Annotated in this window: 2 protein-coding genes; both read right to left on the bottom strand. The window is 39.1% G+C overall.

Annotation, left to right across the window (positions count from 1 at the left end):
- Positions 1–9: 9 nt before the first annotated feature.
- Positions 10–18,408 (bottom strand): Ig-like domain repeat protein, encoded by an 18,399-nt coding sequence (locus F3G70_RS05340; protein ID WP_149731674.1) that lies wholly within the window; start codon positions 18,406–18,408, stop codon positions 10–12.
- Positions 18,405–26,804, bottom strand: a complete 8,400-nt coding sequence (locus F3G70_RS05335) for a beta strand repeat-containing protein (RefSeq protein WP_149731673.1) — start codon at positions 26,802–26,804, stop codon at positions 18,405–18,407. The genes F3G70_RS05340 and F3G70_RS05335 overlap by 4 nt, the downstream gene beginning before the upstream one ends.
- Between the last annotated feature and the right edge of the window lie 51 nt (positions 26,805–26,855).

Below are 26,855 nucleotides of genomic sequence, written 5' to 3'. Positions count from 1 at the left end.
TTTTAACATCTATCTTTTAAATCTTCTTGTAACACCAAGTGTAATCAAGATTAACAACAGCACAAGAATTGGATTACCGGTTGGGTAATCAGCTAATGAAATACCTTTTTCTGAAACAGACGCATTGTCCGGATGAGTATTGTTGGTCTCATTAGTGGTTCCATTGCCTCCAGGTACCGGTTCGTAGCGATATACCAAGATATCGGTTATTGTATCATTTGCTTCGTATTTCTTATCACCGGAGTATGATGCGTCCACATCCCAGTCACCTTTGACTAATCCAGGAACCTTGAATACTGCCTTACCGTTTTCAACTTCTTCAGTGTATTTTTTACCGTCAACGACAATTGTTATTGTTCCGGTTGCGTCTTCAGGAACTTTTACAATAACTGTAGCTGATTCGCCTTCCTCGATTTCATCTCCTGCAGCATTGATAGGAGTTTTGAGTTTGGTTACAGTGAATTTGACTGTTGTTGTACTTGGGAAGTATTTGTGGTCTCCTTCATAGGTTACAATAGCTGTGTATTCTCCGCTTGGAAGTTCAGGAATCAATATGCCTGCAATACCGTTTTCAGTAATGTTTCCATAGTATCCAACACCGTTAATGTCAACCAGTACTTTTCCGGTTGCGTCTTCCGGAAGCACTTTGGCGTCAATTATCTCATCGGTTCCGACATAGATGTCATGAGCCTTTGCGGTTATTGTTGTAGGAAGCTTGTTTACTTCAAACTGCCCGGTTGTGTAGTTGTCTCTGTATCTTTCATCACCTGAGTATTTAACTGCAACGGTTTTGTTACCGAATTCCAATCCTTCAACTTCAAATACTGCTTTTCCGTCTTTAACCGGTTTGGTATATTCCTTACCGTCAATTTCAATTGTAATTGTACCGGTTGCGTCTTTAGGAACAGTGACCTTGACGACTTCAACGTCTCCGACATGGATGTTTTCGGTTTCGACGTCTATTGGACAGTAGAGTTTTGGAATGTTGACTGTAGCGTTTTCAACTGAAGGGTCATGAGTATCGTCACCGGAGTAGATTACGGTAATGTTGTGCTCTCCAGGAGTTACGTTGGTTAAATCAACTATTGCAGTACCGTTTATTACAGGTGCAGTATAGGTTTGATTTTCAACGACTATTGTAATGTTACCGCTTGCGTTTCCAGGGACTTTTACGACAACAGTTCCGTTTCCTAAATCGATTATGTCAAGATCGCTGCTGTCACGTACCTTGAATGTTGTCGTGTTGTCTGCGGTTGTGTATTTGTGATCTCCATTGTATCTTACGCTTACGACATATTCGCCGACAGGCAATCCTTCAATTACCAATTCACCGTTTCCGCCGCTTACGGCTACGATGTATTTTTCGCCTTCCTTGTAGTATGCGCCTAATGTGCCTTCATTCAAGTCAAAGACGTATTCCTGACCATCAATTACGACAGTTACATTTCCGGTAGCGTCTGAAGGAACGATTAATTTAATCACTTCGTTTTCGCCGACGATAATGTCATGTGCAATTGGAATTACGAACGGTTTGACCTTATTGACGTCAAATACTGTTTTGTTTGTGCTTGATAAGTATTTGTCGTCACCGATATAGGTTAAATTGACGTCGTATATTCCGCTTGGTATGTAAGGCACGTCAACGAATCCTTCGCCGCCGGTTACATTTACGTAGTATTGTGATACTCCGTCGATGTCAACCAGTACCTGTCCTGTTGCATCGGTTGGGACTTTGACTTTAATCGTTACGATTTCGCCTACAATGACGCTTTCGACTTCAGCGCTTACGGCTGAATTGCGTTTGTATACAGTGAAGTTTCCGGTTGTGAAGTTAGCTACGTAGCTTTCATCACCGCCGTATGTGACTGCAACCGTTTTTACACCGTAAGTAAGGTTTTCAACATTGAATCTTGCAACTCCGTTTTCGATTGGAGCGAAGTACTCTTTACCATTGATTTCGATTCTGATTTCGCCGCTAGCACCGGCAGGAACCGTTACGTTGATTCTTGCAATGTCACCGACATAAATGTCTTCAACGTAAACCTTGATTGGAGTTGTGAGTCTTGGAATCGTTACTGTTCCGTTAACTGTTGAGTTGGAGTAGATTTCGTCTCCGCCGTAGATTACGGTAATGTTGTGCTCGCCAGGAGTTACGTTTGTCAATTCAATAACAGCTGTTCCGTTGACTACAGTACCGTTGAAGGTCTGGTTTCCGATTTTTATCGTGATGTTGCCTGTAGCGTTTCCAGGAACGACGACTGTGACAGTGCCGTTTCCGTTGTCAATTACCTTGATGTCATCTGCGCTCAGTTTCTTGACAATGAATGCTGTTGAGTTTTCGCTTTCCTCATATCTTCTGTCACCAGGATATTTGACTTCAACCGTGTAGTTTCCGACTTTCAAGCCAGTGACAACAAGGACGCCTTTGCCTTCAGAAACTGAAACATTGTAGTCTTTACCACCAACAGTGACCGTTACGTTTCCGGTAGCGTCAGAAGGAACAGTAATCTGAATTACTTCTTTTTCACCGAAAGTAATGTTTTCAGCAGTAACTGAAACAGTTGAAGGGACTTTAGATACTTTAAAGCTTGCAGTATCGTTAGCAGCCACGTATTTATCATCACCAAGGTATCTTGCGGTTACGTCGTATTCTCCGCCGTCTAGACCGGTGATATTCAAGTGGCCGATTCCACCAGTAATGTTAACTGCATAGTCAACGCCGCCAACATTAACGACAACAGGTCTTGTTACGTCAGCTGGAGCGGTTACGTTAATTAATGAAACGTCTCCGACAATGATGTCAGATGCAGTGACCGTAATGACCGGAGTGTACTTCAATACCGTGAAATTGCCTGACGTGTGATTTCCGGTGTAGTTGTTGTCTCCGACATAAGAGACATAAACCGTTTTTCCGCCGGCAGTCAGGTTTTCAACAGCAAATCTTGCAACTCCGTTTTCGATTGGAGCGAAGTACTCTTTAGCGTCAATTTCAATTCTGATTCTGCCGATAGCACCATCAGGAACCGTTACGTTGATTCTTGCAATGTCGCCGACATAAATGTCTCCAACATAAACCTTGATTGGAGTAATGAGTTTTGGAATCGTTACTGTTGCATTGACTGTTGCGTTACTGTGGTTTTCATCGCCGGAGTAGATCACGGTGATATTGTGTTCGCCAGGAGTTACATTAGTCAGCTCGATTGTAACCGTGCCGTTTACCAGGGTTCCATTGAACGTTTTATTTTCAACTTCAATGGTAATATTGCCTGTTGAGTTTCCAGGAACAATAACAGTAACCGTTCCGTTTCCGTTGTCGATTACAATGACCTCATCGGTTGTTAACTTCTTGACCGTGAATGCAGTTGCGTTATTGCTTTCCTCATATTTTCTGTCACCGAGATATTTGACTTCAACAGTGTAGTTATCGACTTTAAGGCCAGAAACAACAAGGATACCTTTGCCTTCACTGACGGATACATTATAGTCTTTGCCGTCCACAGTGACCGTTACGTTTCCGGTAGCGTCAGCAGGAACTGTTATTTGAATTACTTCTTTTTCACCGAAAGTAATGTTTTCAGCAGTAACTGAAACAGTTGAAGGGATTTTGGATACTTTAAATCTTGCAGTATCGTTGGCAGTAAGGTATTTATCGTCACCAAGGTATTTTGCGGTTACCACATATTCGCCGCCGCCCAGATAGTAGACAGACAAGTGTCCGATTCCGTTAGTTATGTTTACTGCATAATCAACGCCGGCAACGTTAACGACAACAGGCCTTGTAACGTCAATTGGAGCCGTTACATTAATTAATGCGACATCACCAACGATTATGTCTCCTGCATCGACAGTAACTGTCAGTTTATGCTTGAATACCGTGAAGTTTGCGGTTGTGAAGTTGCGTGTGAAGTTGCGATCTCCTGCGTAGGATACGGCAACCGTCTTGATGCCTGCAGTGAGGTTTTCAACCCTAAATCTTGCAACTCCGCCATCAATATCTGAATAATAGTCTTTACCGTCGATTTCAATTCTGATTTTTCCGGTAGCGTTTACAGGAACAGTCACATTAATCTTAGCAATGTCTCCGACATAAATGTTTTCAACATAGACCTTAATCGGAGTAAGAATTAGAGGAATCGTTACGGTCGTATTGACGATTTCACTTTCATGGGTGTCATCACCGGAATAGATTACGGTAATGTTGTGAACACCAGGAGTTACGTTAGTCAGCTCGATTGTAACTGTGCCGTTGACAACAGTTCCGTTGAATGTCTTATTTTCAACTATAACAGTTACGTTACCAGTTGCGTTTCCAGGAATGATGATTGTAACAGTTCCGTTACCGTTATCAATTACTTCCATGCCTCCGGACATTTTGTTTACGCTGAATTTAGTGGTATTGCTGCTTTCATCGTATCTTCTGTCACCGAGATATTTGACTTCAACTGTGTAGTTTCCGACTTTCAATCCAGGAACAACAAGAATTCCTTTGCCTTCGCCAACAGTTACGTTATAATCTTTGCCTCCTAAAGTTACAGTTACATTTCCAGTAGCATCATCTAAAACACTGATTTCAATGATTGCCTTTTCGCCGACAGTAATGTTATCCGCATGTGCAGATACTGTTGAAGGCAATTTGTACACTACACAGCTGGTTTTATTAGATGCATCCAGATATTTGTCATCACCATAATATTTGGCCGTTACGTTGTAGTTACCTCCGCCCAAGTCATGGACTTCCAGCTGACCGATACCATTGGTAATGTTTACTGAATAATCAACGCCGCCGATACTGACGATTACAGGTCTTGTTACATCAGCAGGAGCGGTTACGTTAATTATTTCAAGCTCTCCAACCGTAATGTTAATAGCACTAACCGTGATTACAGGAAGATACTTGAATACCGTGAAGTTGGCTGAAGTGGAATTGCTTGAGTAATTGCCGTCAGTCTTGTATGATACATAAACCGTTTTAACACCGGCAGTCAGGTTTGCGATATTGAACCTTGCAACTCCTCCGATAATGTCTTCATAGTACTCCTTACCGTTAATTTCAATTCTGATCTTGCCTGTAGCGTTTGCAGGAACAGTCACATTAATCTTAGCAATGTCTCCGACATAAATGTCAGTTACGTTAACGCTGATTGGAGTGAAGAACCTTGGAACCGTTACGGTCGCATTAATGATATCACTCGTGTGGTTGTCATCACCGGAATAGATTACGGTAATGTTATGAACACCAGGAGTTACGTTCGTTAAATTAATGGTAACAGTACCGTTAACAACAGTTCCGTTGAATGTCTTATTTTCAACCTTAACAGTCACATTGCCTGTTGCATTGCCAGGAATAACAATAGTAACAGTTCCGTTACCATTATCAATAACTTCCATTTGAGTATTGATTTTATTTACGCTGAATTTAGTAGCATTATTGCTTTCTTCATATTTCCTGTCACCAAGGTATTTGACATCAACTGTGTAGTTTCCGACTTTCAAGCCAGGAACTATAAGAGTTCCTCTACCGCCAGCAACAGGTACGTTATAATCCTTATGGTCTAAAGTTACTGTTACGTTTCCGGTAGCGTCAGCGAGAACATAGATTTCAATGATTGCCTTTTCGCCGACAGTAATGTTATCCGCATGTGCAGATACTGTTGAAGGCAATTTGGATACTGTAAAGCTGGTTGTATTGTTTGCAGCCAGATATTTGTCATCACCTAAGTATTTGACAGTTGCGTTGTATTTTCCGCCGCCCAAGTCAGAGATATTCAAGTGACCGATACCATTGGTAACGTTTACTGAATAATCAACACCGCCGATACTGACGATTACAGGTCTTGTTACATCAGCAGGAGCAGTTACGTTAATGTATTCGACTTCTCCAACGGTAATGTCTGATGCATTAATCGTGATTACCGGAAGATACTTGAATACCATGAATTTGGCTGAAGTGGAATTGCTTGAGTAATTGACGTCAGTTCTGTATGATGCATAAACCGTTTTTACACCGGCAGTCAGGTTTGCGATATTGAACCTTGCAATGCCACCAATAATGTCTTCATAGTACTCCTTACCGTCAATTTCAATTCTGATTTTACCGGTAGCATTAACAGGAACAGTCACATTAATCTTAGCAATGTCTCCAACATAAATGTCAGTAACGTTAACGCTGATTGGAGTGAAGAACCTTGGAACCGTTACGGTCGCATTAATGATCTCGCTTGTGTGGTTTTCATCACCGGAATAGATTACGGTAATATTGTGAACACCAGGAGTTACATTAGTCAAGTTAATCGTAACAGTACCGTTAACAACAGTTCCATTGAAGGTCTTATTTTCAACAACAACAGTCACGTTACCGGTTGCGTTACCAGGAATAACAATAGTAACAGTTCCGTTACCGTTATCAATGACTTCCATATCAGTTTTAATTTTATTTACGCTGAATTTAGTAGCATTACTGCTATCCTCATATTTCCTGTCACCGAGATACTTGACATCAACAGTGTAATTTCCGACTTTCAAGCCAGGAACAACAAGAATTCCTTTACCGCCGCCAACAGATACATTATAATCCTTATGGTCTAAAGTTACAGTTACGTTGCCTGTAGCATCAGCAGGAACGATTATTTCAATGATTGCCTTTTCACCCACAGTAATGTTATCCGCATGTGCAGATACTGTTGAAGGCACTTTGGATACAGTAAAGCTAGTATCATTGCTTCCAGTTAAGTATTTGTCATCACCGAGGTATTTGACAGTTACGTTGTATTTGCCGCTATCTAAACCGGAGACATTCAATTGACCGATACCATTAGTTACGTTTACTGAATAGTCAACATTATTAACATTAACGACAAGAGGTTTTGTAACGTCAACTGGAGCGGTTACGTTAATTACCGCAATATCTCCAACATTAATATCTGTCGTATCAACAGTAACAACAGGAATGTGTTTTTTAACTGTGAAATTGCCTGAAGTGGAATTGCTTGAGTAATTACCGTCAGTCCTGTATGAGACATAAACAGTTTTTACACCTGCAGTGAGGTTTTCAACAGCAAATCTTGCAATTCCTGTTTCAATTGGATAGAAGTACTCCTTACCATCAATCTCAATTCTAATCTTGCCAGTAGCATTAACAGGAACAGTCACATTGATTAAAGCAACATCACCTACATAAATATCGGCCACATAAACTTTAATAGGAGTGAAGAACCTTGGAACCGTTACGGTCGCATTAATGATTTCGCTTGTGTGGTTTTCATCACCGGAATAGATTACGGTAATATTGTGAACACCAGGAGTTACATTAGTCAAGAGTCGACAGCCGTTGACCACAGTTCCGTTGAACGTCTTATTTTCAACAACAACAGTCACGTTACCGGTTGCGTTACCAGGAATAACAATAGTAACAGTTCCGTTACCGTTATCAATGACTTCCATATCAGTTTTAATTTTATTTACGCTGAATTTAGTAGCATTACTGCTATCCTCATATTTCCTGTCACCGAGATACTTGACATCAACAGTGTAATTTCCGACTTTCAAGCCAGGAACAACAAGAATTCCTTTACCGCCGCCAACAGATACGTTATAATCCTTATGGTCCAAAGTAACTGTCACGTTGCCTGTAGCATCAGCAGGAACGATTATTTCAATGATTGCCTTTTCACCGACAGTAATGTTATCCGCATGTGCAGATACTGTTGAAGGCACTTTGGATACTTTCAATGTTGTTGAGTTGACGCTTGACAGGTACTGTTCATCACCGAGGTAGGTTGCATTAATGTTATAGATTCCTGAGTCAAGACCAGGAACTGACAGAGAACCTTTGCCGCCGGTTAAGTTTACTGTATAGTTCGTTCCATTTACGCTGACAATAACATAGCCAGTAGCGTTTTGAGGAACCGTTACGTTAATTATTGCAACATCATCAACATGAATTTCTGTTGTGTTAACAATTAATGTAGATGGACGTTTGTAAACCGTGAAGTTATTTGTAGTAGCATTGAAGAGGTACTTGTAGTTGCCGCCATAGATTGAAGTAACCGTCTTGTTTCCGTAAGTCAAGTTAGCTACCTTAAATGTTGCGTTACCGTTAATTACTTTGCCGGAGTATGTTTTTCCATCTATTTCAATAGTTACGTTATTCTTAATGTCATCAGGAACACTTACAACGATTGTTTCGATGTCTCCAACATAAATGTCAGTGACATTGATTATCATCGGAGTATCCCATTTGAATACATGATAATTGGTAGTTACTGTCTTGTTGGCGTATTTGCCGTCCATGAATGTTGCGTTAACTACGTATTTACCATATATTGATTTAGTTACGTTTAATTTTGCAACGCCATTATCGACAGGCACATTAGCAATGAATGAACCGTTGATATAGATTGCCACTTCGCCCACAGCATCGCAAGGAACATTTACAATGATTGTAGTATTTAAATCAACCTTAGTGTCTTCAGCAGTGACGTTCATTACATAGCATGAGTATCTGAATATGTTTACCGCATTGTCTTTGTGGGTATGAGCATCCGTGAAGTTTCTGTCACCAGGATAATCTGCATAAACCGTGTAATTGCCTGAATTCAATTGATCAATGACAAATGTTGCAACACCGTTTTCGATTTTACTTGAGTATTGCTTATTGTTAACTGTAATCGTTACGTTTCCGGTAGTTCCAGGAGTAATGTGAACAACTACGGTTGCATTTCTAATTGAATTTGTCTCTACTGAATCAATTGTGATAACAGGAGCAATCTTTTTAACTTTAAATGCTTTGCTGGTTTGATTTACGTTGTACTTGTAGTTTCCAGAGTAGTTTGCATAAACCGTGTATGTATCGACAGCCAGATTATCAACAAGCAAGTTGACTTTGCCGTTCATTATCGGCAATGTGGCCTCTTTAACAACACCGCTTCCGTTAACGACCTTGACCGTTATCAGGCCTGTAGCATCATTGTCAACGCTTACCGTAATATTGGCTATTTCCTTGTAGAAGATGTCTTCTACTTCAATATTGATTGGAGTGTTGTTTTTGGATACAGTGAATGTATCGCTGGCTTCGGCCGTTGTGTAGTTGTCAAGAGCGTCTCCATAATATTTAATGTGTACGCTGTAGGTTCCGTTAGCCAAGTTATAAACCGGAATGTCTGCCATGCCGTTTTCAAAGTTAGCTACGTAGATTCCGTTTTTGGAGAAGTTACCGGTTATGATTACGAATCCTGTTGCGTTTGCAGGAATCTTCACATGAATCGTTTCGACTTGTCCGACTTTGATGTCTTCGCCTTCAACGCTTACAGGAGGTACTCTCTGTTTGACAACAAATGAAGCGTCGGATCTGTTTCCTACATGGTTTTTGTCTCCGTCATAGAATGCCCAGACATCCTTATAACCTACGCTTAATCCAGGGATTACGAATCTAGCAACACCGTTATATAACTTTTCACTGTAAGTTACTCCGTTAACAGTGATTGTAATGTTTCCAGGAGCGTCTTTAATAACCTTTCCTTGTAAGTCTTTTACAGTCACGTTGAGATATTCACTATCCCATACGTAAATGTCATGGACTCTGACATCCAAAGTAGTATTCAGTGGAATTACACGGAATACTCCGCTGGTGCTGTTAGGATTATAAATATTATTACCATTGTAAGTTACTTCAACAGGATAGGTACCTACATCCAAACCTTCTAGAATCCAGGAAGCTTTTCCTCTGTCAATAGCTCCATATTGTTCAACGTCAAGCACAATAGTTTTTTCAGTACCATTAACTTTAATGGTTACATTACCTGTTGCATTTACAAATACCCTTAACTCTTCAAGATTTCCGTAAATGATATCGTAAACATTTAAAACGATAGTTCTGTTTAATTTATATACTTCATAAGTGGAAATGTTCCATCCAGGTTCATAATATTTATTTCCGCTGAAGGTTGCGTTGACCGTGTAGATTCCAGGCAGTAAATCGTTCCTGGTATCATATTCTGCAACTCCTCTAGCGAGACTATCATCACCTATTACAGTACCGTTTAGCCTAAATGTCACAGATCCTGTAGTGTTTACATGGGCTATAATATGTTCCTTTTCACCATAGTAGATGTTATAGGTATCAACATAGATAGGGATTTTTGCCCTTTTAACGGTAAGTTTTCCGGAAGTTGTATTTCCATTATATTTCCTGTCACCCAGATAGATTACCTCCATGGTGTAATTTCCAGGATCCAGACCGCTTATGTCAACCGTTGCTTTACCGCCGACTATTGTAACATTTTCATATACCTTTAAAGTACCATTGATCTTGATTGTCACATTACCCGTCGCATCCGTTACATTGAAGGTTATATTGGCCTTTTCGGATTCGCCATAGATTTTGACTACATCCGTGATATTCAGGGTAATGTTATGTTTTGAAACTCTGAATTGAGTCGTGTTAATTACACTGTTCCAGTAACCGTCACCGGAGTAATTACCCCAAACGTCATATATGCCGTCATGAGCGAATGCAGGAAGGGTTATGTTTCTTTCACCTGCAGTTAAATTAATGTAATACGGTTCGCCGTTTACTTTAAGATAGACAAATCCAGTAGCGTTTTTAGGAAGTTCAATCCAAATAAATTCGGTTTGGTCTACCAGAATGTCCTGAGCATGTATTACAAAGTATGGAGTGTATTTTTTAACCAAGAAACTGGATGTGTTACGTACAAGCTTAAAGTGCTCGTCACCGTTATAGATTCCAATGACGTTATGGCGTCCGACAGGGAATGTATTATCCCTAATCTGTATGGTTCCGTTGACAAGAGGCAAGTCTCCGAAATATACGCTGTCAATATATACTGATACGTTACCCGTTACTTTTTTGGTTGGGTCAACGGTAATGTTGATTATTTCCATCTGGCCAACCCAGATGTCTTCAGTATCGATAACGATTGTAGGATCTGTTCCTCTTGCTCTAAATGAAGATGAATTATCATGTTCAATGTAATAATCATCACCATAATAATGCACCATAACTGAATAATAGCCAGTTGGACATTTAGGAACAGTAACCTGTGCAATAGAACGATTTGTATTTTCAACAGGAGTTAGTGTAACATTTACTTCATATGTTAATCCATTATCTCCGATAACCTTTACTGTAAGATTGCGCGTAGGCGCTCTAGTCTCAGATTTATTTTGAGGGTACACCGTAAGATTAATGATTTCGTCATCAAGACATTCGATGTCTGCAGTTTCAATATCTATAAATACCATTTGAATATTATGATTTATACCAAGATAAGTGTAATAATCATCTGCAGGATGTTCCATTTTCATTTTGACTGAGTCATCCAATCCACTTTGTTCTAATGAAACTTTACCATAATCATCTGTTATTAAAGTACCATCATAAACAAGACCGTTTAGGTCATACATGACTATTTTAACAATCTGACCTTTTTCATAATCGGTTTGATAGAATGTATTTGAATTAGGAGGTACAGTACTGATTTTTACAGGAGTTACACGACTATTACCAGTGTTATTTATAACAGGAGCAGGAGTGCCATCGACACCAAGATAATCTACATTAGTGAAGTAAACTTCACCGCCATTGTTATACATTGCATTAATAATATTGTCGTTTCCTATGAAGTATGCGCTTACACGAACACCGGTTGTAGAAGCACCATTTGTAATATTTTCAACTTTAAAATCTTCAAATCTGTTGGAATCTGCCCTGTTTTCCAAGAATGATGAATCGATGATATCCATTTCCTTCATGGATGAATCGAAATACATTGCAGAACCTGTATGAGCTTTGTTGAATCTGAAAGTTGAATTATCTACTTTAGTACCGTTTACCCAGTAAATAGCTCCACCATTACTTGCAGTATTGTTCAGGAAAGTTGTATCCGTAATGTTACTTGAGGAAGTGTTCCAATAGATAGCTCCTCCTTTACCTGTGTCATAATTAGCTTTGTTGGCGAAGAATGTGGAATTCTCGACAACACCGTTTCTACCGGTTGATGCTGTTTTGTAGTAAATTGCACGATTTCCAGTATTTGCTGTTTCAGTGATGTTTTGCCAGTAGATGGCACCACCTAGTTCAGCATAGTTATCTGTAAATACTGAATTGGAAACATTACCTTTTTCAGCAGTCCAGTAGATAGCACCACCCTTTGTTGCGGTATTTTCACTGAATTCGGAATTGACAACTTTACCGTTATTACCGTGGATTGCAAATGTATCTTTATAATTCCAGGCGTATGCAATGTATTCAACTCCACCTTTCCAATAGACAGCACCACCTTCACTTGCATTATTTCCTCTGAAAGTTGAGTTAGCTATTATTCCGTCAGGACTGGTCCACATGACAGCTCCACCCTGAGTAGCATTGTTTCCAATGAAAGTTGAATTGTTTATTACGCCACCAATACCTAAAGTACCAGTTTTTTTAGAAGGATCAGTACTTTGATAATTCTCACCACCATCCCAGAATATTGCTCCACCGTATTTAGCATTACCGTCAATGAAAGTTGAGTTTATAACTGAAATATAATTGTCTCTAGCGAATATCGCTCCACCTTTACCTTTACAGAATTCATCTAAATCTTTATAATGATCAATAATTGATTGGACCGTGGAATTAATGAAAGTGGTACTTGCAGTAGAATTGATGAAAGTACAATTAATAATTTCATTATATGTAGTTTTTGAATCTTTAATAACAATGGATCCGCCGAAGTATGCTATATTATCGTCGAAAAGACAATTTACAATATGAGAAGACCTCATCTGAATGGAAGCTCCCCCACCAGCATAGTTAGCAGTATTATTAATGAATTTTGAATTAATTAAAGTAAGGTTTGTACTTACTTCAAATGCAGAAGTATCACCACAGTAGAAACCACCACCGTCTTTACCGGCAACGTTATTAATGAAAGTACAGTTTTCCATAGTACTGTTTACAGTACGGTACCAGTCCATACCTCCACCGTGTTTTCCGGCATAATTGCTGTCAAAGATTGTGTCTTTTACTAAACCACCCGGAGTAACATCATTACCAACACTCCAGAATACACCTCCACCTAAAGCAGAATCATATGAGGTAGCACTGTTATTAAAGATAATACATCCGATAATTGAATCTCCGCCGTGACCACCCTGCCAGTAGATAGCTCCACCATTAGAAGAAGCGGTATTTTCACTTAAATTAGTGTATTGTACGGTTGCATTAATACCATTAATATAAATAGCACCACCCCAAGATACACCATGATTTTTTATGAAAACAGTGTTATTTACTGTAGTGTTTGTACCTGAAACGTGCAATGCTCCTCCAGAGCCTCCGGCACTGTTATCAAAGAAGTAACAATCATCTACAGTAGTATTTAAACCTAAATTGGATTGAATGTATACTGCACCACCAGGAGATGAAGCATGGTTCTGTATGAAATTGGATCTGAGAATATCCGTATTTTTACCTGCTATATATATTGCACCACCATATCTACTGGAGTCTGATAATGTGAAGTTAGAATCTGAAACATAGGTTCCATCTCCAACGATATACATAGCTCCACCACCATCAGTAGCATCAGTTCCCTGCGCTTTAGATTTATCAAATGAATCTCCTGAGATATAAGTATTGTGTCCTGCAACGTAAATTCCACCACCATTATTTGTTGAAATGGTATTAGTGAAATTGGAATTCATAATAGATGTTTCACTACCGGTTACATAAACAGCACCACCATCAGTAGCTTTAGATTCATCGAAAGAGGAATCCCTTACTGTAGTGTTTACACCTGCAACAAATACAGCACCACCGTCACCGTTATTATCCGCATGAGTTTTGGACATGATGGAATCGTAGATTAAAGTGTTGGTACCGTTCACATAAATAGCACCACCTTCTCCCTTAATTCCTTGATCGTGTAGCGCATTAACAGAGTCATATGTTTTATTTACTTGAATGCCAAATGCTTCATTATAATCTACCAGATAATTAAATCCGGAGTTATATCCGATTAAATTATTTATATCGCCTTTAAACTCTTCATAATAGTCTTGGAGTTTTACAAGCCTACTATTCACAGCAGCATAAGTCTTATCATTATTCTGTAGATATTTTGCATCATTACTACCTCTTCCTAAATCACCACCTAACTCATTGCAATAATCTACAAATTTAATAATAGCAGTTAAGTTATTTCTAATATCATTTCTAATATGTCCATTAAATTCATTCCAATCCCTACTAGTGTTAATTTCAATTAAATCAGCATAAATATTATTATAATAGCCAATCAATGAATCATAAATTAATGGAGATTCACTTTCCAAATAGGACAATGTAGTATTGATTTCAAGTACATTCGCTAAAACTGCATCAAAGACAGCTTGATTAAATACATTTTTATTATTAAGTATATTATCAACCTTATTGTTTTGATCATCTCTAGCAGATTTTGCATTATTCTTGATTGTAGAAAGATTATCGTTGTAAATTGTAACATTCACAGCGTAGGTTGACACCATATCATTAAGCATATTTCTGATTTCTTGAACATCAACTTTATAATCAGGATTATTTACATTAAAGTTAGTTGACGTGTCAGTTAAACCTGCATGAGATTCATGAATATTGGCGGATATTTTCGCATCATGTCCTTCAACATAAATGGCTCCACCACGCTGTGTAGCATAGCTTGAATCAATTGTAGCATTTTTAATATAAGTATTTGGACCCCAAATATAGATTGCTCCACCATTACCTGCAATAGGGGCTGTATAATCAGTTGCACCACCACTATAACTGGAATCTCCCCAGTAAGAGGCTGTACCTACATTAGTTTCAGTAAAGACCGTGTCAGTTACAGTGGTATTAATACCTTCAATATAAATAGCTCCACCTTCACGGGAATGAGTATTGATAAATTCGGAAGTCGTAACGGTAGCTCTTGAACCTTCAATGTAAATTGCTCCTCCTTTACCCTCATCACTGGTTTTAGTATTCTCGAATCTGGAAGTTTGAACAGTGGTATCTACTCCTTCAATATAAATAGCTCCACCGTAACCGCCATTCATTGCAGTACAGTTGAGGAAAGTGGAATCGTGCACGTTTGTATTGGTACCGTTTACATAAATTGCACCACCGTTACCTTTAATATCAGGAGTTGTTATTGAACTTGCGTTACAGTTTACGAAATCGGCTGAAATTTCTGCATTGGTACCGTTCACATAAATAGCTCCACCGTCATATTTACAGGAACAGTTGCTTATATCTCCACCTTTAATTTTAGCATTAAGACCTTGGATAAAGACTGCTCCACCGTATTCTGCAGTGGAATTGTTGATATCGGAATCCAAAATGGTTGTGTCCGTACCGTTGATGTAGACAGATCCTCCGGTATATGCGGAGTGGTTTTCAAATGTTGAAGTGGAAATGACTGTTCGCTCACCATTTATGTAAATAGCTCCACCGTAATTGTCATCATCAGTATAATTCACCAATACATTGCCGATGAAATTGGAATCGGAAATATGGGCGTCATTACCTTCAATATAAATTGCACCACCGTCAACACTCGTACATCTGTCGAATGTTGCGTTTTGAATGCTTGTCTCTTCACCCAAGATGTAAATACCTCCACCAAGTCCATCTTTTGAGGAAGCGTTACAGTTCGTGAAATTGGAATTCAAGACGACAGTAAAGTCACCGTCGATAAATATTGCACCACCTTCGGTTGTAATGGAAGTACAGTTATCAAAGTTGGAAGCCTCGATACGTGTCTTTTCACCATCCAGAATATAGATAGCTCCACCATAGGAGTATGCATAACAGTCACTCACATTGGAATTGAGGAGAGTTGCCCTACGGCCTTCAACAAATAATACTCCACCGTTATATGCGAAACATTCAGTGAAGTTGGAATCGCTTACAACAGCCATGTTTCCTTCAATTGCAATAGCTCCACCTGAAGCCAATTCGCCGTCTTTTGCATAGGTATTGTTGAATGTTGATTTTTCAATGTTTGCGTAATCCCCTTCAACGTAAATAGCACCACCGGATGCGTTGACTCCGGCACTACAGTTGTTGAATGAAGATACAGTAATGTTTGCATCGTCTCCACCGACGTAAATAGCACCACCGTATCCTGTGTTATTTTTTAAACCTGCAGCTTTAGTGTCAGAGACGTCAACAGAAATCAGTGCGTTTTGACCAGCAATGTAAATTGCACCACCGTCTTCGGTTGCTATACTGTTTGTTATGGTACAGTTGAGGATTTTTGCATCTTCCCCTGTTCTGAATCCACCGATATAAATAGCACCACCGTCTCCTGCCTGAGTTTGGTTGAATGTTGAATCGTGGACATGTGCCAAGTTACCTGCAACGAAAATTGCTCCCCCTTCACCGTCATAAGCGTTGGAGTTTTTAAAGTTTGATTTTTCAATGTTTGCGTTATAACCACCGATATATATGGAACCACCGTCTCCGCCGATAGCAGTATCGTTTAAGAAGTATGACCTGAGAATATTGGTGTTGGCACCTCTGATATAGATTGCTCCACCACAGGAGGTTATGCCTTTACCGCTGGCATTATTGTTAGTAAAGTCAGACATGAATATGTATGCAAAGTCTCCTTCAATATATATTGCACCACCGTATTCTGAATGGGATTGGGTTATATTAGAATTAGTCATGTTTGCATTTTCACCTGCAACATAAATGGTACCACCGTTTTTAGCATAATTGTCCGTAGCTTTTAATCTATCCATTTTTACATCATTTCCCTGAATATAAATTGATCCGCCTTCACGAGCATTGTTGTTTTCAAAGGAACAGTTTAAAAGATAGGTATTGTTACCCAATACATAGATTGCTCCTCCACCATTCACATAATCCTTATGGGTTTCTTCAATGTCCATTGAAACATTACAGTTCGTAAATGTTGTGTCTGTAATGTTAATATAGTTACCCGTGATGAATACGGCTCCACCGGAAATCAATGCATAGGTTTTATTGAAGCTTGATTTGTCAATTGTAATATTTGAACCTGTTAGACAGATTGTACCACCGTTTGAATTACCGGTTGAACTGATAGCCTTGTTATCGTTACATGTGATGTTATACATGAAACCGTTGCTTCCTGTCCAGTAGATTGCACCACCGTCGTCACCTGCAATGTTGTGGGTGAAGTTTGAATTGTATACTGAACCGTTTTGACCTGCAACGTAGAGTGCTCCACCGTCATCTGAACCGTTGTTTGAAGTGAAACTGGACATGTTGATTAAAGCGTTGTTACCTAAAATGTAGACACCACCGGCCTGATATGCAAGACATTCTTCGATTGTGTCATTTATAATTTCAACATCATTACCTGCAACGTAAATAGCTCCACCCTGGGAACCTTTTTCAGCATCTAAATCTTCGAACGGTGCAACACAGTTTTTGAATCTTGAATCCTCGATATCTACACCATTACCGGATATATAAATACCTGCACCGTTACCCAATTCTGTTTTACTTCCTGAAGTACAGTCTTCAACAGTACAGTTAATTACTTCCACGTGGTTACCTACAATGTTCAATCCACCACCGTCGCTTGTAGCGTGAGCTTGGGTAATGTTTGAATCAAGAATCATTGCGTTTTGACCTGAAACGTAAATGGAACCACCGTTTTTCGCATTAGTGGAAGTGGAAGTTATGTTTTCAATCGTTACGTTGTTTCCCTGAATATAAAGGGCTCCGCCTTCACGGCCGTTTGTGTTTTCGAATGTACAGTTTATAATGTTGGATGAGTTACCCAATACGTAAATCGCTCCTCCACCATTCACATAGGTTTTACCGGTATCTGCAATCTCCATTGAAACGTTACAGTTTGCAAATGAAGTGTCTGAAATGGTTACATTGTTACCTGTAGCAAATATTGCTCCACCTGAAATCAATGCATGAGTTTTATTGAAGCTTGATTTGTCAACAGTAACATTTGAACCTGTAATACAGATAGTACCACCGTTTGAAGAACCTGTTGAACTGATAGCTCTGTTGTCGTTACATGTGATATTGTATATTGTACCGTTGCTACCTTCCCAGTAGATTGCTCCTCCGTCGTCACCTGCAAAGTTATTTGTGAATGTGGAATTGGATAACTTACCGTTTTGACCGGTAATGTATAATGCTCCACCATCATCCCTTGCACATGTCGTGAAGAATGTGGACTCTGTAATTGTTACGTTATTACCTGCAACATAAAGTGATCCACCTTTACCTGTATCGTTACCAGAAGCGTTACCTGTAGCATTATTGAATCTGAAATCAGCTGAAATAATCGCATTGTCCCCTGCAATGTATAAAGCTCCACCGTTACCGTCACCGGTACATCCTTCAAGGATATTGGAAGATGAGAACATCATTGAGGAATTAAGAACCTTGGTATCATCACCTTCAATATAGATAACACCCCCGGCGTTGAATTTGCCCTTACGAAATCAGAATTAATAACTGTTGCATTGTCCCCTGCAATGTATAACGCTCCACCACGACCACGGGCGGACTGAGTAACAAGGAACTCAGAATTCTCAACGGTAGCGTTAATACCTTCAATATAGATAGCTCCACCGTCACCACCGTTTTTCGCAATAACAGTAAAGAATGAAGACTTAGTAATGTTCGTATTATTACCTGCTACATAAATTGCACCACCGTTACCAGGATAACCCGGTCCACCAGTACCGTTTGTGAATCTGAAATCAGATGAAATTACTGCATTGTTACCTGCAACGAACAAAGCACCTCCACGACCCATACCGGTAGCGTTCGGAACAATATTGGAAGAGGAGAAGCTCATATCGCAGTCTAAAACGTGAGTATCATCACCCTGAATATAGATAACTCCACCTGAAGTGGAATTGGATCTGGTGAACGTTGAATTTAAAATGTCAGCGCCTTGACCTTCAATGTAAATAGCTCCACCACGACCTGTAGTGGATTGGGTAATATTAAATAGAGAATTCTCTACTGTAGCGTTTAAACCTTCAATATAGATAGCTCCACCGTCACCCTGATCTTTTGCAATACATAATTTGAAAGATGAACCTGTAATGTTGGAATTGTTACCTGCAACGTAAATGGCACCACCATTGGTTGCATTACCGAGTATGAAACTTGTATTGGATATTGTTACGTTATTACCTAAAATATAGATTGTACCACCGTTATGGAGTGCGATACTGCGTATAAATTCCATACCTTCAATTACAGTACCTTCACCACGAATATAAAGTGTTCCTCCATCGTAAGCACTGCAGCTGTCGAAGAGACATTTATAGATTGTCGTGTCGTTACCGTGAACATCAATTGCACCACCGTGAGCACCTGTACCGTTTGCTGAGTTTCTTGTGAAGTTGGAATATGAAATGGTAGTGTTTAAACCGTAGACGTAAATGGCTCCACCATGATAGTTATTGGAAGAACATTTATCAAAGATTGTGTTGTTAATCAAAGCATTGGCTCCGGTAACATAAACTGCTCCACCATAGTCTGAAGCGTTGTTTAAAGTCATGTTTGAATTTAAAATAACTGCATTGTCACCTGCAATATACATTGCACCACCGTCAGAGTAAGCGGAACTGAATTCTATTGTAACATTGTCAATGAATGCATTTGAACCGTTTACATAAAGAACTCCACCATTGTCTGCACTACATTTCATAAAGTCACAGTTTAAAATCTTGGTGTCGTCACCTACCACATCTATGGAACCTCCACGACCGCCAGTAGCATTAGCGGAGTTCAAAGTAAAGTGAGAATCAGAAATGGTTGTGTTTAAACCAACAACATAAAGTGCTCCACCATTTTTGGAATTAACGGAACATCTTGTGAATGAATCATCAATAATCTGGGTATTGTCACCTGCAATGTAAATGGATCCACCATAATTCGTAGCGTTGTTGTAATCGAATGCGGAACCGGAAATTACGGCATTGTCACCTGCAACATATAGGGCACCTGCCCTGTTAAATGCAGTACTGTAAGTGAATGTGGAATTGTCAACGACCGCATTATCTCCCTCAATGTACATAACTCCACCGTCGGTTGCAATACACATTTCAAAGACGGAACCTAAAACTTTAGTTCCTTCACCTTCAATGTAAATGGAACCTCCTTTAGTATCAGTACCGTTAGCGGAGTTTCTGTTGAAGTATGAATCGGAAATAGTCGTGTTTAAACCACTGATATAAATAGCACCACCATCCAAGTTAACTGAAGAACATTTTTGGAATGCACTGCCCTTAATATTTGTATTGTTACCTGCAACATAAAGTGATCCACCATGATTGGTAGCGTTGTTTAAAGTCATGTTTGAGTTTGAAATAATTACGTTATCACCTGCAACGTAAAGTGCCCCGCCATAATTCCAGGCTGAACTGTGTGTGAAAGTGGATTCGTCAATAACCGCATTATCACCGCTGATGTAGAGAACTCCACCTTCTGAAGCTGCACAGAAATCAAAGTTGGAATTTAAAATCTTTGTATCGTTACCTTCAATGTAGATAGCTCCACCCTGTGCATCACTTGCGTTAGCTGAATTGTATGTGAAGTTGGAATTTGAAACTGTAGCGTTGAAACCTGAAATGTAAAGAGCTCCACCATTTTCAACAATAGCTGAACATTTATCGAAAGTAGTACCTTCAATAACGGCATTTTCACCTTCAACATAAACCGCTCCAGCGTAATTTGTAGCATTGTTTAAGGTCATTCTGGAACCGGAAATGGTTGCGTCGTCACCTGCAACGTAAATAGCGCCCCCACCGTTGTAAGCGGAAGTGTGGGTAACGAAAACATCGTCAATAACTGCATCCTTACCTTCCACATTGATGGCTCCACCGTTATAAGCCATACAGTAATCGAAATCACATCTTAAAACTTTCGCTTCATCACCGTGTAAATCAATAGCTCCACCGTGAGCATTGTTGGAAATGTTTACCATATTTCTTGTGAAATTGGAATTGGAAATTGTAGCGTTGAAACCTTTTACAGAAACTGCACCTCCGCCAAATTTACCAGTTGTACTACAGTTTTCAAATCTGCTTTCAGTGATTATAGCATTTTTACCTTCTACGAAGATACATCCGCCGTAATCCTCAGCCATTGAAAATGCAAAGCTGGAATTGGAAATGGTAGCGTCATTACCTTCTACTAAAATCGCACCACCGGAAGATACATTATCATCTTTTGATACGGAGAAACAATGATCGAAGCTGCCTTCAATAAATGATTCGTTACCGTCAATATATATTGCACCACCTGAAGTGGCATTTGTAAAGCTGAATTTAGATGATTTAACACTGGATTTGGAACCACCTAAATAAATCGCTCCACCAATGCCTGTAACACTCATTCTAATGAATGTGGAATCTAAAATATTGGTATTGTTTCCTGCAACGTAAACACCTGCACCGTTGACAGCGTTGGTTTCAACGAAAGAATCATGGGAAATTTCTGTTCCTTCACCAGCAACGTAAATGGCACCACCGTTACCTGCATTTGTATGGGTAAAGTTACTGCATGTAATTACAGTGTCATTTCCTGCAACGTAAATACAACCGCCTAAAGTGGAAGGATTAATAGACTCATGTGTACTTGCACCAATATTAGCAAAGCTGGAGCCGTTAACCAGAGTGCCTGAACCTTCAACATAAATAGCATTTCCGTCCTTGGCTGAACCGTATCTGAAAGTGGAATCCAAAATGTTTGCATTGTCTCCTTCTACATAGATAGTTCCACCGTTTTCTGAAGCTGAGAATGTTTCAAAGTCAGCGTCCATAATTTTAGCGTTTTCACCGGAAATGAATATTGCTCCACCGTAACCTTTAGAGCCCGGACCGTTTCTAACGGCAATTGTGGTATGGGTTGTAATGTTATTGACCGTATTGTCATCACCTTCAATGAATATTGCTCCACCGTTACCGCCAATGGCTCCAACAGTATTGAAAGTGGAATCCTTAATCTCGTTTTCATTACCTTCGATGTAAATTGCACCACCGGCTGATGAAACTAAAGGAAGACCCTTATTGGAAGCGAAACACTTTTCGAAATCAGCTTCAATCAATGAGTTGTTACCTTCAATGAATACTGCACCACCACGGGTAGCATTGGAAAAGCCGATAGTGGAATTGTGGATATGGCCGTTTACACCACCGAGGTAAATGGCTCCACCATCATTTTCAGCAAGGGTCATCATGAATGCAGAATTGTAAATTTCTGTATCGTCACCTGCTACATAAATTGATCCGCCGTCAACAGCGGAACATCTGGTAAAGTAACATTCGTCAAGGGTAACTCCATCTCCTTCAATGTAAATGGAACCACCGCAAGCGTCATCACCGGTTATCTTATTTTCAACGAAGTTTGATTTTGAAACTGTAGCGTTTGAACCGGAAATGAATAATGCTCCACCGTCTTTAGTGTATGCGATACATCTTGTGAAGTTTGAATTGTCGATTGTTGCAAAGTCACCTGCAATGTAGATTGCACCACCATAGTCAGTGGCGTTAGTGTATGACATGTTAAAGTCAGCGATTGTTGCATGGTCTCCCATAACGTAAATTGCACCTCCGTTTGATGCGAAACTGCGGTTACAGGAATATCCGTCAATCAATACGTTGGAACCGTAAATATAAACAACACCACCCTCGTAAGCGGTACACATGTCGAAAGTACAGTTGAGGATTTTGGTATCGTTACCTTGAACATTAATGGAACCACCGCGGGATTCAGCGCCGTCAGCCCTATTCTGAACAAAATTGGACTCGGAAATTACAGCATTTAAACCGGCGACATAAATAGCTCCACCGTCTTTTTCATAAGCGATACATTTTTCTAAATCGGATTCAGTAATTAAAGCATTATTACCTGAAATGTAAATAGCTCCACCATAATCTGTAGCGTTATTGTGTGAAGCATTAATATTTGAAAGGGTAGCGTCATCACCTTCAATATAGAAAGCACCACCTTTCGTTGCGAAACTGTAGATACATGAGAGATTTTCTAAAACAGCATTGGAACCGCTGACATAAACAACACCCCCTTCAAACGCATTACATTTCTCAAAAGTACAATCTAAAATATGAGTGTTATTACCCTGAACATCAATAGATCCACCATGGGCTTCAGCTGTGACATTAACCCTATTCATTGTGAAAATTGATTTTGAAATTGTTGTGTTTAAACCGGCAGCATAAATAGCACCACCATGCTCATTATTAGCACTACATTTATCAAATGAAGAATCATTAACTAAAACATTGTTTCCATAAATATAAATGGCTCCACCATTTGTTGTAGCATTTGAAAGCATAAATTTGGAGTTTGTGAATGTTAAGTTAGAACCGAAAATGAAAATTGATCCACCTACATCACCTGCTAAGTTAGCCCTACAAGTAATGTTAACTACTGTACCACCATTACCCTGCCAGAACAGTGCACCACCATCATCACCAGCAGTATTATTAATCATGGTTGAATTATATAGACGACCGTAGTTACCGTATACATAACCGGCACCACCACCACGGGCAGCATAGTTATTAATCATTGTCAAGTTGTTTACAACACCGTAGTTACCGTATACATAACCGGCACCACCGTCACGACCAGCACGACAGCCGACAATTTCAGAATCAATCACACCAACCTTATTTTCAAGCATTAACTGCTGTAAAACGACAGGATCTAAATCAGTGTTTGAAGAGTTAAGATAAATACCTCCACCATCATATTCAGCGCTTTCATTAAAGAGCGTAGTATTGTGAATATAAGCACCGTAATCCAGATAGATTCCACCACCGTACTCAGCACTATCGTGTGCGAAATTGGAATTCAATACGTTTGTAAACATGTTAGCACAGTAAATCGCACCACCGAAACTACCTTCATTTGATGAGAATGAAGACTCGTCAATTGAAATTATACCTTTAGCGGAACCTGCATCGAGAGAAATACCCCCACCGTTACGGGTTGCCTTATTTTTAACTACAGTAATGTTTTTAATTGTACCGTTAACTCCTTCCCATAACAGTGCACCACCATCATTACCAGCAGTGTTATTAATGAAAGTACTGTTGGATAACTGACCAAAGTTACCGAATACATAACCTGCACCACCATCACGACCTGCATAGTTGTTAACCATGGTCAAGTTGTTTACAATACCATAATCACCGTATACGTAACCGGCACCACCATCACGACCTGCATTACAATTAAGAATTACAGAATCAATCACACCAACCTTATTGTCAAGCATAAGCTGCTGCAAGATAACCGGATCAAGTGCAGTATTTGAAGAGTTTAGATATATACCTCCACCATCAAAAACAGCACTTTCATTGAACATTGTAACATTATGGATATATGCTCCATAATCCAGATAGATACCTCCACCATAAGAAGCATTATCGCTTGCAAAGTATGAATCCGATACGCTGGTAAACATACCCGCACAGTAAACACCACCACCATAAAAAGCTTTATTTAAAATGAATTTGGAGTTGGAAATGGAAATAGTACCCTGTGAGGAAGCAGCATCCAAAGACATACCTCCACCATTATTAGTTGCTGTGTTGTTAATAACCTCAATATTGCTAACAGTACCGTTAACACCTTCCCAGAGCATTGCACCACCATCACGACCGGCAGTGTTATTAATGAAACTACCACCAACCAATATTCCATTGTTACCGACAATATAACCGGCACCACCATCATTGCCCGCACGATTATTATACATCGGAACATTCTTTACAACACAATAATCACCATAAACATAACCGGCACCACCATCATGACCAGCACTACAATTAACAATTAAAGAATCAATCAAACCAACCTTATCATTAGCTAAAAGCTCTTTTAAAACGGCAGGATCCAAAATAGTATTAGAAGAATTAAGAAATATGGCACCACCATCACGGTCCGCACTTTCATTAATCAAAGTAATATTATAAAGATAAGCACCATAATCCAGATAGATACCTCCACCATCAACAGCCGTGTCAAAAGTAAAGTTACAATTCAAAATACTAGTAAACATATTAGCACAATAAATAGCACCACCATATGTAGCATTATTATATGCAAAAGTAGCATTAGCAATAGAAATATTACCCTTTGAAGAAGCAGCATCTAAGGATAAACCTCCACCCATTATCTTTGCCTTATTGTTAATAACATGAATATTATTGATAGTACCATTTACTCCTTCCCATAGCAATGCTCCACCATCATTACCTGCAGTATTATTAATGAAATGACTGTCAAATAGTTGTCCATAATTACCTACAACATAACCAGCACCACCATCATTACCTGCAGTATTGTTAATCATGGTAACATTTTGAACTATACCATAATTACCATATACATAACCAGCACCACCATCATGACCAGCAATACAATTAGTAATGTTAGAATGTCTTACACCACCATTTTGCATAATCCTCTCAATATATTTATTTGACTGTGGAATATTAGTATTACTTGCATAGAAATATATTGCACCACCATCATGAGTAGCATTTTCCATATTGAATGTACAGTAATTAATAGCAGCAACAACATCTAAGTATATACCTGCACCATCATATGCAGTATCACATTCAAATGTAGAATTAAGTACAACAGCAAATATACCACCACAGTATAAAGCACCACCATTACCTTTTGTAGTATTATTTACACCAGCAGTATTATTTGCAAAATTAGTATACATGATTACAACAGCAGCATCATATATAGATGATAATGTAGGAGGATATAAATAAATACCTCCACCATTACGTCCCGCAGTATTATTAAATATATTAGATTGAACTATACCAGTATTTGAACATAACCATACTATACCACCACCATCACGTTTAGCTACGTTACCATTTAATGTTAAATTATTAATAGTTCCATGAGTTGCATTAAAGAAACCTGCACCACCATCACGACCAGCAGTACAGTATGACATTACATTATCAAATAAACCTAATTTAGTAAGTACACTAGAATTTATTGAAGAGGAATTAAGTGTACTATTCAAGTAAATTGCTCCTCCATCACGGCCTGCTTTTTCATGTTCGAATCTATTTTTGCTAATAGATCCACCAGCATCCATGTACATTGATCCACCATCATTGGTAGCGGTATTGTATTTAAAATCAGACGAGGTTATACTTATTAAAGTACCGCCAACATAAATGGCTCCACCATTTGTAGCATTGTTGTTAATGAAAGTTGAGTTAACAATGCTTATAGTGAAGTTTACAGTAGAAGAATTCGAAGAAATATAAATCGCACCCCCGTTTATAGCAGAATTATTAATAAATGTCGTATTATTAATCTCCACATATTCACCGGAAGTCATGCTAATTGCTGAACCATTGATTCCCCGCGCATTTTTAAATACCAGATTTTTCAGTACAACATGCGCATTATTCGTTATTTGGAAAATCGATGAAGAACCAGCACCATCAATAGTGTATCCGTCCCCATCAATCGTTATGTCTTTGTTAATAAGAATAGGGCCGGTATCACCACCTCCCGAGTAGGTATAATTATTACCCAACTTAACGGTTCCGTTCAACGGCGTATTCTGGATTAAATTATCCAGTTGCGTAAATGATTCAGGACTGCTCGCCTGAATATCTTCTTGTGTATTGGCTGCTTGAATAACTGGCGTATCTTCAACAGGTGCAGAAATTGTTGAATCTACAGCATCATCCGCCGCAAAAGCAAGAGATAATGTAGAAATAAACACCATAAACAAGCATAAAATAATAAATAAATGCTTTCTATTCATATTTGTATAACC

It is taken from the genome of Methanobrevibacter millerae (assembly GCF_900103415.1).
Taxonomy (GTDB): Archaea; Methanobacteriota; Methanobacteria; order Methanobacteriales; family Methanobacteriaceae; genus Methanocatella; species Methanocatella millerae.
This window is presented reverse-complemented; position numbering and strand designations above follow the sequence as displayed.